We start from the raw sequence: 17,843 nt of genomic DNA, 5'->3' as shown, positions 1-17,843 counted from the left end.
GTGAGAAATATGATGAAAAAACTGGATTTAATTAATATAAAAATAAGTCTCATAATACCTACACTCAACGCTGCAGAGTATATGCCCGGTCTGATAGATATACTGGGCAGACAGAGCCGTACGCCCGATGAGATAATAGTGATAGACTCAGAATCCGAGGATGCCACAGTGCGCATGGCAGAGCAGGCAGGCTTTAGGACACTGAAGGTCAAGCAAAGTGAATTTGATCATGGTGGCACGAGAAACTATGCTGTAGCCATGTCAAGGGGTGATATAGTGATGTTTCTGTCACAGGATGCGCTGCCTTCAGATGAACACTATGTGGAAAATATGCTGGCAGGCTTTGAAAACGAAGAAGTAGTTATGATATCAGCGAGACAGCTTCCAAGAAGGGATGCTAAGCCTGACGAGGCATTAGTCAGGGAGTTTAATTATCCGGCAGAAAGCTTTGTACGAAGCAAAGAGGATATACCACGACTTGGAATAAAGGCATATTTCTTCTCAGATGTATGCTCAGCCTACAGACGTGATTTCTTTGAAGACATAGGCGGCTTTGAAAGCCCACTGCTCACAAATGAGGATATGCTGATGGCAGCCAGGGCACTTAGGGCAGGATACAAGATAGGCTATTGTGCCACAGCGCAGGTGTATCACTCACACAACTATACATTTAAGCAGCAGTACAAGCGCAACTTTGATGTGGCGGTTTTTATGGAGACCTATAAGGATGAGATAAAGTGTGACGGCACCACAGGTGAGGGCATCAGGATGGTGCTTTTCATAGAAAAACAGCTCTTAAAGCAGTTCAAGATAGGGGCAGCAGTGCACTGCATATTTGACAGTGCGGCAAAGTTTCTGGGCAACAGGGCCGGAAGAAAGTGGAAGAGGAAGAATGCATAGCACAGGCAAAATAGCTATACTCATGGCTACATACAATGGAGAAAAATATATATGTCAGCAGATAGACTCTATCCTGTCACAGACCTGCAGAGAATGGGAACTATATATACACGATGATGGCTCTACAGACAACACGATAGCTGCTGTAGAAAGCTATGTGGAAAAATACCCTGATAAGATACATCTGATAGAGGGTAAATCAACCGGCGGCGCAAAGTACAACTTTTTCTATATGTTTGGTCAGGTGGAAGCACCATACTATATGACCTGTGATCAGGACGATGTATGGCTGGAAAAGAAGATAGAGCTGACATATGATAAGATGCTGGCTATTGAGAAAACAGTGAAAGCATCGTTGGAAGAAATTGGAAAGAATGATGGTAAAGAGCTCAGAACTGGGATTCCATGTCTGGTATACACGGAGTTGCGCGTGGTTGATAGCGAGCTGAATACAATAGCGGACACGATGAGCGAATACCAGAGTCTTGACTGTCACAAGCACACAATCAATCAGTTTATATTGCAGAATTCTGTGACAGGCTGTACAATGATGGTGAACAGAGCTTTAAGAGATAAGATGCTTCACATCACAAATATAGACAACACAATAATGCATGACTGGTGGGCAGCACTTGTAGCTGCGCAGTTTGGCAAAACAGCATTCATAGATGAGCCAACCATACTGTACAGACAGCATGGAGACAACAGCCTGGGAGCGCTTGGGATAAACAAGCTCTCATATATTGTGCACCGTGTCTGGCAGAAAAAACAGATACAGGATAGCATGAAGCTGGGACGGATTCAGGCGAGAGAATTTGCAAAGACATATAATCTGCCCGATGACAGCCTGGCGGTAAGGTATGCGGCACTGGAAGGTGAATCCAGACGCGTGAGACAACGGTTTTATAAGGAAAATGATATGTATAAGACCGGGACCATGAGACGGCTGGGACAGGCTGTGTGGGGATGATTTGACAAAAGTATAAGTAGAGAGTATAATTTTTAGGCATTTAGTGACAAAGGAACAGGAAAGGTTAATGTTATGAGTATAAAGAAAGTTTTAGTACTTAATCCATATATACCAACACTCGGTGGTGGAGAAAAGCATATGGGATATATGTGTCAGTTTATCGAGAAGTATTATAATTATGATGTTAGAATTGATATTTTAGTACACAACTATAACGAAGTTGATATCCATGCCGAAGATTATGTTACTATAGATGATATTAATAATCAGTTTGGGTTAGAGCTTAAAAATACACATATTCGTAAGCTTGATATTGAAAAACCGACCACTAAGCTAGAGTTTCTCCATAATAAGCAGACTATTGAGAATATTACAAAGGAATATGATCTGTTTATTAATTTTATGTTCTTAAGTAAGCATATGGGAAGAGCAAAAGTGAATATCTATCAGTGTATGTTTCCACCACATAGATTTGTAACAGAAATGCAGGATAGTTTTTGGCAAAAGATGGTTGGAAGATTCTATGACTATAAATTCTTCCATAGCTACCAGTCTATGATAGCTAATTCAAAATATACACAGCATTGGTTAGCAACATATTGGAAACCTGATAAAAAGGAGACATGCATATATCCTCCGGTGTTTAACGAAAATGAGATAGAGGGAAGATATGTAGAGTCTAAGAAAGAGAATATTATAGTAAGTGTTGGAAGGTTTTTTGTTGCCGCACATAGTAAAAAGCAGCTAGAGATGGTTGAGTTTTTTGTGAAGCATCATGATGAACTGAAAGATTATCAGTATCATCTAGCAGGTGCAGTGTCTAATTTACCTATGGATATAGAGTATCTTAATAAGATAAAAGCACTGGCTGCAACAGTTGATAATGTATTTATACATGAGAATTGTCCATTTGATGAGCTTATGGATTTATATAGCAGAGCAAAAATATTCTGGCATGGAACCGGTTATGGTATTGATGAGAATAAAGAGCCTGAAAAGATGGAACACTTTGGAATAACGACAGTTGAGGCAATGAGTTATGGAGCAGTTCCGGTTGTTATCAATAAGGGTGGACAAAAGGAAACTGTAGAGCAGGGAGTCAACGGCTTTAGATGGAATGATGGAGAAGAGTGCATTAAGTATACTTTAAAGTTGGCTAATGATGATGCTCTTAGAGAAAAAATGGCAAAAATTTCAGTTGAGAGAGCAAAAGATTATTCGATAGAAGAGTTTTATCGTCGTCACGAAGAGGTGTTCAATGAGCTACACATTTAACTATGATGTATCTGTAATATTAGTAAATTATAATGGTAGGAAATATATAGATGCTTTATTTGAATCTTTAATCAGACTTAAGCATGATGATTTCGCATATGAAATTGTATTTGTTGATAATGACTCTACAGATGGGTCTGTTGATTATCTCAAGGATAAATATGCAGATAAATGTAATCTGAATATTGTTGAGACTGGAGCAAATAAGGGCTTTGCAGGAGGAAACAATGCCGGTGTGAAAGCATCAAACGGAAAATATATTGTTCTTTTGAACAATGATACTGCTGTAGATGAAAAGTGGCTTACAAATTTGTATCATTTTATGCTTGAAAATCCGGAATGCGGCATGGCGAATTCTAAGCTTTTGTTCTTTTACGATTTTATAACAATAGAATTCAATACAACAGACAAAATAATTATAGAAAAAGAAATATTGATAAACAACAAGAAATATACCATAGATAGTAAATTCTGTAAGAACCTGTTGTATGAGCCTGAACAATTGGTGTGTTTTGGGCATACACAGATATGCATACCATTGTTAGAAGGTGTGGGAGTAGAAGCAGATTATGATATTGAAATTACTGTAAAGTCTACGGTTGACGGATCAGAGATTAAATGTGCGGATACAGTAGTAGAAGCAAATCTAGGAAAGTCGAAGATGTTTTTAAGTAGTAGTTTTGTAAAAGAGAACAAGTATAGTCTTATACAAAATGCAGGGTCAGGAATAAATGAAGAATATGATGGGTTTGACAGAGGATTTTGTGAAAAGGACTGTGAAGAGTACAATAAATGTTGTGAGCTTACAAATGGTTGTGGTGCATCTATAATGATGCTTAGGGAAGATTTTGACAAGGCAGGATGCTTTGATGAGAGATTCTTTATGTACTATGAAGATACGGATTTATCGTTAAGGATAAAAAAACTTGGTAAGAAAATAATGTTCTGTCCTAATTCTGTAGTAAGGCATATTCACACAGGAAGCAGTAAAGAATGGTCACCTTTCTTTACTTACCATGTTTATAGGAACAAGCTCTTAATGATTGGAAAGAATATTTCTAAGAAAGAATATTGGAAGTACTTTCTTAAGCAGTACTATCTTGGAATAAGACACAGAGATCCTATGAAGAGAAAAGGTACAGTTGATTCCTATAAGATTTTATTCAAGAACAGAGATGTTCACTACGAGGCTGAGTAGGAGAAAATTAATGAATTATATAAAAGAGATAATAAGCAATCGAAAATTAATTGCGAATCTTTCGTTTAATGATTTTAAAACTAAATATGCGGGATCATTTTTGGGAATAGTATGGGCATTTATTCAGCCGTTAATTACTATTTTTGTATATTGGTTTGCTTTTCAGGTAGGATTAAGAAGTCAGGATGTGGGAAATTTTCCGTTTGCATTATGGTTTATGGCTGGTCTTATACCATGGTTTTTCTTTTCAGATGGTTTGAATGGAGGAACAAATGCACTGATAGATTATAGTTACCTTGTTAAAAAAGTAGTATTTAACATAGATATTTTACCTTTGGTTAAGGTTATCTCGGCAGTATTTGTTCACATTTTCTTTATCGTGTTTTTACTTATAATGTATGCTTTATATGGTTATTATCCGGATTGGTATTCATTGCAGATATTATATTATTCATTGTGTCTGTTCTTACTTGTTCTTGGATTATCATATATAACAGCCCCATTGGTTGTATTTTTCAGGGATTTAGGACAAATAGTCAATATTATTTTACAGGTGGGGGTATGGATGACTCCTATTTTGTGGAATATTGATACAATGCAGGTGAGTGATACAATAAAGAAATTATTAAAGCTTAATCCGGTATATTATATTGTTCAGGGATACAGAGATGCACTGATAAATAAGGCGGGCTTCTGGGAACACCCATGGCTTACATTGTACTTTTGGCTATTTACATTGCTTGCATTCTTTATTGGCACAAGATTATTCAAAAAATTGAGACTGCATTTTGCAGATGTTCTGTAAAAGACAAGAATCAGATAGGTAAGAGGATAGGCAGATGGAAGATATAGCAATCAAAATAAATCATATAAGCAAAATGTATAAGCTGTACAATAAACCATCGGATAGGTTTAAAGAGGCTCTGGGAATTACAAAGGAAAAACGATATAAGGAGCATTATGCATTAAATGATGTCTCATTCGAGGTGAAAAGAGGAGAGACCGTTGGAATTATAGGAACTAATGGATCCGGAAAATCAACTATACTAAAAATTATAACAGGAGTATTAAATCCAACAGCCGGAAATATAGAAGTGGATGGCAGGATTTCAGCTTTACTGGAGCTCGGAGCTGGATTTAATAATGAATATACAGGATTGGAAAATGTGTATCTTAATGGTACAATGATTGGTTTTACAAAAGAAGAAATAGATGAGAGATTACAGGATATCCTTGATTTTGCGGATATTGGTGACTTTATTAACCAACCGGTTAAAACTTATTCAAGTGGTATGTTTGTAAGACTGGCATTTGCGGTTGCAATAAATATTGATCCAGAGATTCTGATAGTTGATGAAGCTTTGTCGGTTGGAGATGTATTCTTTCAGGCTAAATGCTATCACAAGTTTGAAGAATTTAAGAAGAACGGAAAAACAATTCTGTTTGTAAGCCATGATTTAAGCTCAATCAATAAATACTGTGACAGAGTAGTACTGCTCAATAAAGGAGATAAGCTTGCAGAGGGTTCGCCTAAGGATATGGTGAATATGTATAAGAAGCTTCTAGTGCAGGAACATGATGCTGTTATGGATATGGCAAAAACATCTGATGCAACTCACATTGACGAGATTAAAGAAGGAGAACTTTGGCAAAATGCGTTCAATGTTAATCCAAATCATGAATCATATGGAAATGGAGAAGCCAATATTATTGATTTTGCCATTGTTGACCATAATGGCAGATTAAGTAATACTATTGAAAAAAATACAGAATGTACAATTAAAATGAAGGTGAAATTCATGCAGGATGTAGATTCACCTATTTTTGCATTCACGATAAAAGATTTAAAGGGAACAGAGATAACAGGTACAAATACACAGCTTGAAGGACTTGATGATGATGAATATAAAGCAGGCGATGTAAGAACAATAGAGTTTACTCAGAACATGAATTTACAGGGTGGAGATTATTTGATTTCATTTGGGTGTACAGGCTTTAAGATGGGAACATTCACTGTATATCACCGATTATATGATTTACTTAATCTTAACGTGGTTGCAAAAAAGAATTCGGTAGGGTATTATGATATGAATTCAGAGGTTAATATTTTAGAAGACTAAAATAGAGGTGCTATATGACGGAACAGATTGGAAATGTTACTGTTAATTATGAGTATTACGAAGGACAGGATTTTTACAGTGATGGAGATGTAGAGGATGAAATCCTTGACATAGTAAAGACATATCCTGCAAATGAATTTAACAGAATAATAGCAGATAGAAAAAGCTGGCCGGTTCTATATCATTTATCTGATATCAGAGGCAATATTCTTCAAAGTATGCCAATTGATAAGGATGATGAAGTACTGGAGATAGGTGCCGGATGCGGAGCCATTACAGGAACCCTTGCCAGAAAGGCAAAGAATGTAACTTGCATAGATTTGTCTAAAAGAAGATCACTTATAAATGCTTACCGTAACAGACAATATAATAATATTGAAATCATGGTAGGTAATTTTCAAGTCATAGAACCGAATCTGCCACAAAAATATGACTGTATCACTCTAATTGGAGTATTGGAATATGGCGCTTTGTATATAAAATCGAATGAACCATATCTGGAATTTTTAAGTATTATTAAAAGACATTTAAAACCAAATGGAAGAGTGTATATTGCCATTGAGAATAAATTTGGTATGAAATACTGGGCAGGTTGTCAGGAAGATCATATAGGTGGCGTATTCAAAGGAATAGAAGGTTATAATAACGTAGAGGGTGTGTATACGTTTGGTAGAAAAGAACTGGAAAAGCTTATAAAAAAAGCCGGTTATATAGAACAGAAATTCTATTATCCTTATCCGGATTATAAGTTTCCTATGGTGATTTATTCAGATGATTTTCTACCGGAAAAGGGTACACTTAATAAGAATAATCTGAATTTTGACAGGCAAAAGATATATATGTTTGATGAGAGCAAAGTATTTGATCAGGTAATTGATGAGGGGATGTTCCCATTCTTCTCAAATTCATTTCTTGTAGAGGCTAAGTGTGGAGAGTAAAGATGGATAGACTGATTTATTCGAAATTTTCAAATGAACGTAATTCAAAATATGCGATTGAGACAAGCATTGTTGAAAATGATGGTGCTAGATGGATTTGTAAAAAGCCACTGTATGAAGAAGGAAAGCAGCATTTTGAAAATATGAAAGCGGCATATTGGGGATTGGCAACTATGTTTCCGAAAGGTGAATTGGCAATTCAGCCATATGAGGAAGCCAGTGATGGCTTGCGTTTTCCGTATGTTGAAGGAACAGATATGGAGAGTTTGCTTCATGATATTTATAATAACCAGGGATATGAAGCTGTACTAAGTAAAATTAAAGAATACTTTAATATGATAAAAAAGTATTCGTCTACAGAGCCGTTTCAAAAAACAAATAAGTTTGTTCAAATGTTTGGAGATTTCGATTTTCCACAAGAAACAAAATGTGGTAAATTTAATAATCTCGATTATGGATTCGCTAACGTGATTAGCTCAGAAAATAGGCAGACATTGATTGATTACGAGTGGACGGTGGATTTTCCAATACCGGTAGAGTTTTTACTCTATAGAGCCTTACATTATTATGTTTATACATGTCCTGAAAGTGTAGCTTTTGTAAAAACCGGAATATTTAAAGATCTTGGATTTGATGAAGAAAATATAGAAAAATATTTGAAAATGGAGCAAAATTTTCAGAATTATATTTCTTCAGGTAAGGTGAGTCTCGGTGAGCTTCACGAGTCAATGGGCCAGAAAACCTATAATATACATGAACTATATAGTGAATATTGTAAGAATGAAACACCGGGCATGCAGGTTTACTATGATTATGGTGAGGGATTTTTACACGAAAATTCATATTTTATAAAACCTGAAATTGATGAAAATGGTGTGGAGACTATTTATATAAAAGATATACCTAAGAATGCATTGAGAGTAAGGATAGACCCGAGAAAAGAATGTTCAATATTAAGCCTTATTGAATTTACAGCTGACAATGATAAAGAACTTCAAGAAATAATGGATACAAATGCATGTGAAATAAATGATGATAATATTTATGTGTTTGATGTAGTTGATCCGTGGTTTGTAGTTAAAAACGAGAATTTTAGTAACATTGTATTAAGTGTTTCAGGTAAAACGGAAAAATACATTTTTAAAGTTGCAACTCAGATTAGAGAAAACAGAAATTTAAGGGATAAGGTTAATATTGTTGAAAAAGAGTATAATGAAGTTATTAATTCAACAAGTTGGAAGATTACAGAACCTCTGAGAAAGTTGCGAAATAGATAAATGAATAAAATTATAGTTAATAATACAGAAAAGAAAAAAACATTTTTAGGCTTTATAATAATGTGGTGGATAGTTACATTTATATTACTTGGAATGTTTAAAATAAGTGGTTTTAACATAAATTATCCTTTGTCGAATACAGGACGAGACGATACAAGTTATATGGCTGAAATTAAAATGTCATATGATGATAATAACTGGAAGGAAACTAATAATTTAGGAGCTCCATTTGGAACGAATAGATCATCAAATATATCTTATTATTTGTTTAATGATGTTCATATATTATCTATGATAATAGTGTGTATTACAGGGAGTGTTTTCCTTTCGCAGAATATGACATATATTTTGTTGTTTTATCTAAATTCAGGTGTAACGTATGCGGTTTTACGTAATAGGAAAATTAACCCATTTTTTAGTGTTATAGGAGCATTGACATTTACATTTTCATATTATGTGTTTTATCGAAATGTATCTCATATGATGCTAACCCCTATATATACAATACCATTAGCAATATTAATATGTTTGTGGATATTTGAAGATGACAGTGTTTTAAGAATAAGTAAAACTTTCTTTAAAAATAGAAGAAATATAGCAATTATTATTTTTTCTTTTTTGATTGTAAATAGTGGAATTGGATATTATACAGTATTTGCTTGTTTCTTTTTTATGATTGTAGGAATATACAAGTCATTTGATAGCAAGTCATTATTGGGCATAAAACAATTTTTTATAGAATTGTTTATAACTGTTATTTGCTTGCTTTTTACAATTGCTGGATATATATTAAGCAGTTTTAATGGGAAAAATGCAGTCATGACATCATTGCGCTCATATGGTGACGCAGAAATATATGCATTGAAAGTTGTGCGGATGTTTTTGCCACCTAAAGGAACAGGAATTCAAAAAATTGATGATATTATTGCTGCCTATAATGCATCGGCAGTTTGCCAGACGGAAACTTCAGAATATTTGGGAATTATAGGAATTATAGGATGTATAGTATTATTTTTGGCTATTTTTATTAATAAGCATAAATCACAAATAAAGTTAATGTCAGTAATGACAATATGTGCTATATTGTACGCTACATTAGGAGGATTAGGAGTTGTTTTCTTTCTATTTGCGACAGATATGGTAAGATGTACAAACAGAATTAGTATATATATTGATTTTATATCTATATATACGGTATGCTTGTTGTTGCAACAGTCATATATAAAGTTTAATGAGAATGGAAATAGAGTTAAGAGAGTGTTATTATGCATGATGTCAGGGATTGTGTTATTAATATCTTTGGATACTCAAATTCCATGGTATCATTTTGATAATAGCTTACAAGTAAAGAACTGTGATATACAGAAACAATTTGTGGATAAATTGGAATTAATGGAAAGTGATGGGGCTATGATATATCAATTGCCTTATTGGGAGTATCCACCAGGACCGGGGATAAATAATATGAATCCTAATGAGCTTTTGCAACCCTATTTATATTCTTCTAATATTAAATGGAGTTTTGGAGCATTTTCAAGTGAAAAATCATTGTTGTGGAATGAATATGTATCAGACCAAAGCACAAACGATATGGTTGATAGTTTGTGCTACATGGGGTTTGATGGTATTTTTATTAACTCAGCTGCCTATACAGATGATGAATTTGGGGATTTAATTGAACAATTGCAAAATATATTAGGTAATCCGGATTTAGTATCAAGCGATAATAGATGGTATTATTTTAGTATTAATGACTATACTGAGCAACTACGGCAATCAATGTCAAGTGATGAATGGGAGCATAATGTTGAGATTGTCAAAAAATATGGAGAAAATTAGAGTATGAGTAAAATAGTATCAACTATCTGGAAGCTGATTGAAAATGCAGTTAGAATAATTTTGAAGGTTATATACAGATTGGTTAATAAGGAGTTAAGTGAGTCGACTGTAGATAATTTTTTGCAGTTCATTAAATTTGGAATAGTAGGGGTATCAAATACTGTAATAAGCTATATACTATATGCAGTCTGTTTGATACTACTAAGAAGTGGAAATATATTATATGGTGTAGACTATATAATTGCACAGGTTGTACAGTTTATACTTAGTGTACTATGGTCATTTTACTGGAATAATAAATTCGTTTTTGAATTAAAAAATGGTGAGAAAAGATCTATATGGAAATCTTTGATTAAGACATATATATCATATTCATTTACAGGATTGTTTTTAAGTAGTATATTGTTAGTGTTGTGGGTACAGGTTTTAGGAATATCTGAGTTTATTGCACCAATTATTAATCTTTTGATAAGTGTACCGCTAAATTTTATTATTAATAAGTTTTGGGCTTTTAAAAAATCGAATTAGAACATAAATACATAGAGGGTAGATTATGGACAGAAAAGAAAAATTATATCTTGTAATACCATGTTATAATGAGCAGGAAGTATTGCATGAAACAGAGCACAGATTAACAGTTAAATTAAACCAGATGATCTCAGATGGATTGATTTCAGATGAAAGTCGAATGGTTTTTGTTGATGATGGTTCAAAAGATAGTACCTGGAATATAATAAAGGATATGCATGAAAAGAATGGCTTAGTACTTGGAATTAAGTCATCGAGAAATAGAGGCCATCAGAATACACTTTTAGCGGGACTTATGACGGTAAAAGATGAATGTGATATGGCCATTTCCATGGATGCTGATTTGCAGGATGATATTGAGGTATTGGATGAGTTTGTAAAAAAATATTATGACGGCTGTGAAATCGTATATGGGGTAAGAAGTGCAAGAAAGACTGATACTTTCTTTAAGAAGTTTACCGCAGAAGGCTTTTATAAAGTAATGAAATGGATGGGAGCAGATATAGTATTTAATCATGCAGATTACAGACTTATGAGTAGCCGAGCACTTAATGAATTAGCTAAATATAAAGAAGTTAATTTGTTCTTACGTGGTATAGTTCCAATGATCGGATTTAAAACAGATGTTGTAATGTATGAAAGACATGAGAGATTTGCTGGTGAATCAAAATATCCATTAAAGAAAATGTTGGCATTTGCGATGGATGGTATTACATCGCTTAGCATCAAGCCAATAAGATTTATAACATCATTGGGAGTTATATTATTTGCATTTAGTGTTATTTTGCTTATATATTTTATTGTAGGCTATTTCTTAGGTCGAACTGCACCGGGATGGGCAACAATTGTTGTTTCTATTTGGGGAATTGGTGGATTACAATTATTAGCTATTGGAGTAATTGGCGAATATATTGGAAAGATATATATGGAGACAAAGGAAAGACCTAGATATATCATAGAAGAGTTTTTAAAATAAAAGTTGAATTATAGATGGAGATAATAATGGAAACGAATCATACATTTGCAATATGTGCATATAAAGAGTCTGAATACTTGGAAGACTGTATAAAGTCATTAAAAGGGCAAACTGTTAAAACAAATATTATTATGGCTACTTCTACCCCAAATGATTATGTTAAGAATTTGGCTGATAAATATAAAATTCCGTTATTTGTGAGAGATGGAAAGAGTGATATCAGAGATGATTGGAATTTTGCGTATAATAGCGCAAAAACTGATTGGGTAACAATTGCACACCAAGATGATGAGTACAATAAGAAATATGTTGAGGAAATGCTTAAAAAGATAAATCAGGTTAAAAATCCTATAGCGTTTGTCTCTGATTATATTCCGATTAAAAATGGTAAAATTGGACCAAGGGATATAAATTCAAAGATCAGAAAATTCCTTAGGACTCCATTGAAGAATAACAAATTTGCAGGAACAAAGTTCTGGAAAAAGGCAGTGCTGTCTTTGGGAAATAGTATATGTTGTCCTGCCGTTACTTATAATAAAACGGTTTTGGGAGAGTCATTTTTTACTTCTGAATTGAAGTTTAATATTGACTGGGATACATTTCTAAAAATAGCGAACATACCGGGAACTTTTGCATATGTAGATAAGCCATTGACATATTATAGAGTTCATGATGGTGCTACTAGCAAGGAATTTATTGTTGATCATAGAAGAATAAAAGATGATACTTATATGTTTAACAAATTTTGGCCTAATTGGATTACAAAGATTATTATGCATTTCTACAAAAAGGCATATGACACATATAGTTAATTATATTATGTGTATTTTTACAAAAATTTTAAGGAGAAGATAAATATGAATATTATACTATTGTCTGGTGGAAGTGGAAAACGTTTATGGCCATTATCTAATGATATTAGGAGTAAGCAGTTTATAAAATTATTCAAAGATGAAAATGGTAAGTATGAATCAATGGTACAGCGTGTGTATCGTCAGATTACAGAAGTTGATAATGATGCAGATGTTACGATAGCAACAAGTAAGACACAGGTAAGTGCTATTCACAATCAGCTTGGCAATAAAGTGGATGTATGTGTTGAGCCTTGTAGAAGAGACACGTTTCCAGCTATAGCACTTGCAGCTTCATTTCTGTATTATGAAAAAAATGTATCAAGGGATGCTGCTGTTGTAATTTGTCCGGTAGATCCGTATGTTGAAAATTCATATTATGAGGGAGTTAAGAAGCTTGGAAAATTAGCTGAAGAAGGTCAGGCTAATCTTACACTTATGGGAATTGAACCTACTTATCCAAGTGAGAAGTATGGATATATAATTCCAAAAGGAAAAGAAGATGTTAGTGCCGTTAGCGAATTTAAAGAAAAACCAACTGTTTCTGTTGCAGAAGAGTATATTTCACAGGGAGCTTTATGGAATGCTGGAGTGTTTGCATTTAAGTTGGGGTATTTAGTTGATAAAGCTCACAGCATGATTGAATTTAAAGATTATAAAGATTTATATGAGAAATATGATACTCTTACAAAGATTAGCTTTGATTATGCTGTTGTTGAAAAAGAAAGCAGTATTCAAGTGATGAGATATTCGGGTGACTGGAAAGATGTAGGAACTTGGAATATGATGTCTGAGGTTATGTCTGATCCTACAAAAGGCAATGTTACGTTAGACGATACTTGTGAAAATACAAATGTTGTCAATGAATTGAATATCCCAATTCTTTGTATGGGATGTAAAGATATGGTTATTGCAGCAAGTGGTGATGGAATTCTTATATCAGATAAAGAACGTAGTGGGTATATGAAACCTTATGTTGAAAAAATCAGTAGTGATGTAATGTTTGCTGAAAAATCATGGGGAACATATACCGTGCTTGATGCACAACCGGGAGCAATGACTATAAGGATTAAAATAAACGCTGGTAGTGCTATGAGTTATCATAGTCATGAACACAGAGATGAAGTGTGGAGTGTGCTTTCCGGCAGTGGAAAAGTGACTCTGAATGATGAAGAACATTTCATATCTGCAGGAAGTGTAATCCGAATACCTCGGAACACCAAACATTCTATAATGGCAGGAGCTGATTTGACAGTTATTGAGGTTCAGATTGGCGATGAAATTAGTGTTCAGGATAAGAAAAAGTATAAAAATTAAAAATTTTAAGAAAATATAAAGAAAAAATATTTAAACGTCAATCTTTTTGTGGTAGACTAGTACTAGATTTACTACAGAAAGAAAGGCGTTTTTTTTATGAAAAAAATATTTGCACTGATTTTATCATGTTGTCTGGTATTTTCATCGAATATAGGTGTATTTGCAGATAATATTGAGCATTTAGAAAAAACAGAAAATCAAAATGAACAAAAAATACAGGATAAAGGTAGTGTTGTTACATATGTATCGCTTTCCAATACGTATGTCAAAAAGAATGATCCAATGAAAATTGTTGTTGGATTATCAGAGGATTCTAAAATTAAGTCTGCTGATTTGGTATTATACAACGAGGAACTACAGAAAGAGTATACTGTTAATGGAAATATGACAGATGAAGGTAACCTGTATTTTGAAACATCAAGTTTAGACGAAGGAACATATATATTAAAGAGTTTTAAATATGTGGACGATGATCAAGAAGAAAAAATTGATTTTGATCAACTTGAAATTTCAGCAAAATTCGGTATTGAGACTGAAATAGATAATATAGATGCGGATGCATACGTGGTAGATGATAGTGAAAGTGATGAGATGTCTACTGATAATGTATCTAATAATGAAATTGCAACTGACAATGGAGAGTCTATTGAGGATGCTTTAAAAATAGCTACACAAGAGAGCAACTTAAGTAATAATTTGTTTAGGGCAAGTTCAAAGGTTGTGGTAGTACTTGATCCAGGACATGGTGGATATGATGGCGGTGCTACTAAAAGTTATGGCGGCAAAAACTATGTGGAAAAAGATTTGAATCTTAAGATAGCACAATATTGTAAAGCAGAATTGGAAAAATATGAAAATGTACAGGTATATATGACCAGGGATAATGATGCATACGTTGGATTGGAAGATCGTGTTGCAAAAGCTAGAAACTGGGGCGCGACTGTTTTTGTTTCTATTCATAATAATTCAAGTAGTAGTTCTAGGGTCCACGGAGCAACAGTGTATTATCCAAATTCTAGTTTAAATGCTAATATTGGTGCTCAGGGTGGACAGTTGGCATCAAATATTCTTAATCAATTAGTTGTATTAGGACTTGCAAATAATGGTACAAGAATTAGAAACTCAGAGAGTGGAGATACATATGCGGATGGTTCAATATGTGATTATTATAGTGTTATAAGAAATAGTAAAAAATCAGGGTTTTCAGGTATTATTGTAGAGCATGCTTTTATTAGTAATTCAAGTGATGCATCTAATTATTTAGGATCTGATGAGGCTCTTAAGCGTTTAGGTGTTGCAGATGCTCAAGGAATTGTAAAATATTTTGGTTTAACTAAGGCAAAACCTGGAACTGTATTTAATGGAGTAAATTATGAATTGGTATTTGATCCTGAATATTACATGAATAAGTATCCGGATGTTAGAAGCGCTGTTAATGGAGATCCGCAGACAGCATTACAGAATTTTGCTGAGTGTGGAATTAGTCAGGGACGTCAGGGAAGAGAAGAGTTTGATGTTAACTACTATAAAACACATAATGTAGATTTACAAAATTGCTTTGGAAATAATTGGTACGGATATTATTATCATTTTTTGAATTACGGTGTTAATGAAGGGAGAACAACGAGTGAAAAATTTGATGTAATAAGTTATAGAGCTCGTTATTCTGATTTGCAGAATTGTTTTAAAAATGATTACAAATCATATTTGATACATTATATTCAGCATGGTAAGGCAGAAGGACGAAATGCTGAACCAACAGTATATAATGTCAAATTTCTTGATAATGGCAATCTTGTTAAGGAAGAAAAAGTTGTATGTGGAAGAAATGCAACTGCTCCACAGTTAATAAAAACGGGTTATAGTTTAGAGTGGGATAAAACATATAATAGTGTTGTAGAAGATATGGTAATTAACGCCAATTGGAAACTAGCACAATATAAAGTGACATATGATGCGAAAGAGGGAAATGTAAATAACAGCACTAAGACAGTTACATATTCGGAGAAGTATGGAGAGTTGGAAAGACCAACAAGGAAAGGATATACATTTGCTGGATGGTATACTTTGCCAGAAGGAGGAACACTAATTACAAAGGATACTGTTGTGAATTCTACAAGTGATCATACGATATATGCTCATTGGAATGCAAATGACTATAATGTAACGTATGATCCGAATGGCGGAACAGTGGAACAAAAGGGAAAGACTATAACATTTGGGCAGACATATGGTGAGCTACCAGTGCCTAAAAGAGAAGGATATGATTTTGTTGGATGGTGGACGGAAACTGATAGTGGTGATGAGGTTAAGTCTGATACCATAGTAAGTATAGATAAAAATCACGTTTTATATGCACACTGGAAACTGCAAAATGTATCTATTTCATATAATACACATGTACAGAATATTGGATGGCAGAGTAGCGTTTCAGATGGACAATTATCTGGAACTATTGGGAAAAATAGTAGGTTAGAGGCTATTAAAATCGGGTTGAATACAGAAAAAAAATTAGGACTGATTTATACAACACATGTACAGAACGATGGATGGCATAACAATTCGTTTGACAATGAAATAAGTGGAACTACTGGTCAGGCAAAACGAGTTGAGGCTATTATGATTAAACTTACAGGTGAGGATTCTGACAGATATGATATATATTATAGAGCACATGTACAAAATTATGGATGGCTTGGATGGGCAAAAAATGGGCAGCCGGCAGGAACATCTGAGTATAAATGCAGATTAGAGGCAATTCAAATATTAATCGTCGAAAAAGGAACATCTGCACCTTCACAACAGTATGGTGGATATGTATGTAATAATTCAAGTGCTTATGTTTCAAGATATAATGATGCACCAACGATTAAAACAGATACTACACTACAATATCAGACGCACGTTCAAAATCTTGGATGGCAGAATACAGTAAATAATGGTCAAATTTCAGGAACAACTGGAAAGGGACTTAGGCTTGAAAGCCTTAAATTAAATTTAAAAGATCAGTCATGTAGTGGTACGATACAATACAAGACGCATGTACAGAATCTTGGATGGCAGAATATGGTAAGTGATGGTCAAATTTCGGGAACAACTGGAAGAGCCTTACGAGTAGAAGCTATAAATATTTCCTTGACAGGAGAAATGGCACGAAAATATGATGTTTATTATAGGGTACATGTACAAAATTATGGATGGCTTAGCTGGGCTAAAAATGGAGAAAACGCTGGAACGGAAGGGCTTGGTCTGAGAATGGAGAGTATGCAGATTTTACTTGTTAAGAAAGGAGAAAATAAGCCAAGCAATACTTATAATGGTGTGGTTTCAAATTATTCGAGTGCTTATTACAAAAAATAATTATTGGCAGCAAATAGAACTCACTGTAAACACAGTGGGTTTTATTATGTGGTGAAAAATTAAGAAAAAATTTAGAAATGTGTTGAAGTTGTAAAAAAGTATAATATTTAACCTGAATTATTCACGGCAGTATAAGCGTGCACAAAATCTACCGTAGTTGCCATTACAACCACTCCCAATACCTCACCTTTCCAGAAGATAGCCTAAAAAAGGGCAGACTTCTCCTGTGTTGCGTTTAAAGGTTGATTGTGGTTGTCAAGGTTCCCTAACCGTTGTTATTCCAACTGTGGTTGC

General features: G+C 34.0%; 14 protein-coding genes. All 14 read left to right on the top strand.

What is annotated here, in order from left to right; translation table 11 throughout:
- Window positions 1-9: 9 nt before the first annotated feature.
- Window positions 10-900: a glycosyltransferase family 2 protein gene (locus ACTQ1L_RS11085; RefSeq protein WP_441367171.1), complete on the top strand. Its 891-nt coding sequence runs from the start codon at window positions 10-12 to the stop codon at window positions 898-900.
- A complete protein-coding gene (locus ACTQ1L_RS11080; protein WP_441367170.1) occupies window positions 893-1,870 on the top strand; it encodes a glycosyltransferase family 2 protein in 978 nt (325 codons plus the stop codon). Before ACTQ1L_RS11085 ends, ACTQ1L_RS11080 begins: the two co-directional genes overlap by 8 nt.
- 72 nt (window positions 1,871-1,942) lie before the next feature.
- Window positions 1,943-3,145 (top strand): glycosyltransferase family 4 protein, encoded by a 1,203-nt coding sequence (locus ACTQ1L_RS11075; protein WP_441367169.1) that lies wholly within the window; start codon window positions 1,943-1,945, stop codon window positions 3,143-3,145.
- The gene (locus ACTQ1L_RS11070; RefSeq protein WP_441367167.1) at window positions 3,129-4,343 is read left to right on the top strand and encodes a glycosyltransferase family 2 protein; all 1,215 of its coding nucleotides are present in this window, start codon (window positions 3,129-3,131) and stop codon (window positions 4,341-4,343) included. Before ACTQ1L_RS11075 ends, ACTQ1L_RS11070 begins: the two co-directional genes overlap by 17 nt.
- A 10-nt stretch (window positions 4,344-4,353) precedes the next feature.
- Window positions 4,354-5,148: an ABC transporter permease gene (locus ACTQ1L_RS11065; protein WP_441367166.1), complete on the top strand. Its 795-nt coding sequence runs from the start codon at window positions 4,354-4,356 to the stop codon at window positions 5,146-5,148.
- Between the two features lie 34 nt (window positions 5,149-5,182).
- Window positions 5,183-6,463 (top strand): ABC transporter ATP-binding protein, encoded by a 1,281-nt coding sequence (locus ACTQ1L_RS11060; RefSeq protein WP_441367165.1) that lies wholly within the window; start codon window positions 5,183-5,185, stop codon window positions 6,461-6,463.
- 14 nt (window positions 6,464-6,477) lie between these two features.
- The gene (locus ACTQ1L_RS11055) at window positions 6,478-7,401 is read left to right on the top strand and encodes a class I SAM-dependent methyltransferase (RefSeq protein WP_441367163.1); all 924 of its coding nucleotides are present in this window, start codon (window positions 6,478-6,480) and stop codon (window positions 7,399-7,401) included.
- Window positions 7,402-7,403: 2 nt separating this feature from the next.
- Window positions 7,404-8,678 (top strand): hypothetical protein, encoded by a 1,275-nt coding sequence (locus ACTQ1L_RS11050; protein WP_441367161.1) that lies wholly within the window; start codon window positions 7,404-7,406, stop codon window positions 8,676-8,678.
- Window positions 8,679-10,517, top strand: coding sequence for a hypothetical protein (locus ACTQ1L_RS11045; RefSeq protein WP_441367160.1), 1,839 nt, complete (start codon window positions 8,679-8,681; stop codon window positions 10,515-10,517).
- A gap of 3 nt (window positions 10,518-10,520) precedes the next feature.
- The gene (locus ACTQ1L_RS11040; RefSeq protein WP_441367158.1) at window positions 10,521-11,045 is read left to right on the top strand and encodes a GtrA family protein; all 525 of its coding nucleotides are present in this window, start codon (window positions 10,521-10,523) and stop codon (window positions 11,043-11,045) included.
- Between the two features lie 25 nt (window positions 11,046-11,070).
- Window positions 11,071-12,021: a glycosyltransferase family 2 protein gene (locus tag ACTQ1L_RS11035; RefSeq protein ID WP_441367157.1), complete on the top strand. Its 951-nt coding sequence runs from the start codon at window positions 11,071-11,073 to the stop codon at window positions 12,019-12,021.
- Window positions 12,022-12,047: 26 nt separating this feature from the next.
- Complete coding sequence (locus ACTQ1L_RS11030; RefSeq protein ID WP_441367155.1) at window positions 12,048-12,833, top strand: glycosyltransferase family 2 protein; 786 nt, start codon at window positions 12,048-12,050, stop codon at window positions 12,831-12,833.
- Window positions 12,834-12,878: 45 nt separating this feature from the next.
- Entirely contained in the window at window positions 12,879-14,189 is a 1,311-nt protein-coding gene (locus tag ACTQ1L_RS11025; protein ID WP_441367154.1) for a sugar phosphate nucleotidyltransferase, read from the top strand.
- A 96-nt stretch (window positions 14,190-14,285) separates the two neighbouring features.
- Window positions 14,286-17,549 (top strand): N-acetylmuramoyl-L-alanine amidase, encoded by a 3,264-nt coding sequence (locus ACTQ1L_RS11020; RefSeq protein WP_441367152.1) that lies wholly within the window; start codon window positions 14,286-14,288, stop codon window positions 17,547-17,549.
- The last annotated feature ends 294 nt before the right edge of the window (window positions 17,550-17,843 follow it).

This window comes from Agathobacter sp. LCP21S3_B2 (assembly GCF_052118705.1).
In the GTDB taxonomy this organism is placed as follows: domain Bacteria; phylum Bacillota; class Clostridia; order Lachnospirales; family Lachnospiraceae; genus Roseburia.
Note: the sequence above shows the minus strand (reverse complement) of the source record. Positions and strands in the feature narration are given on the sequence as shown.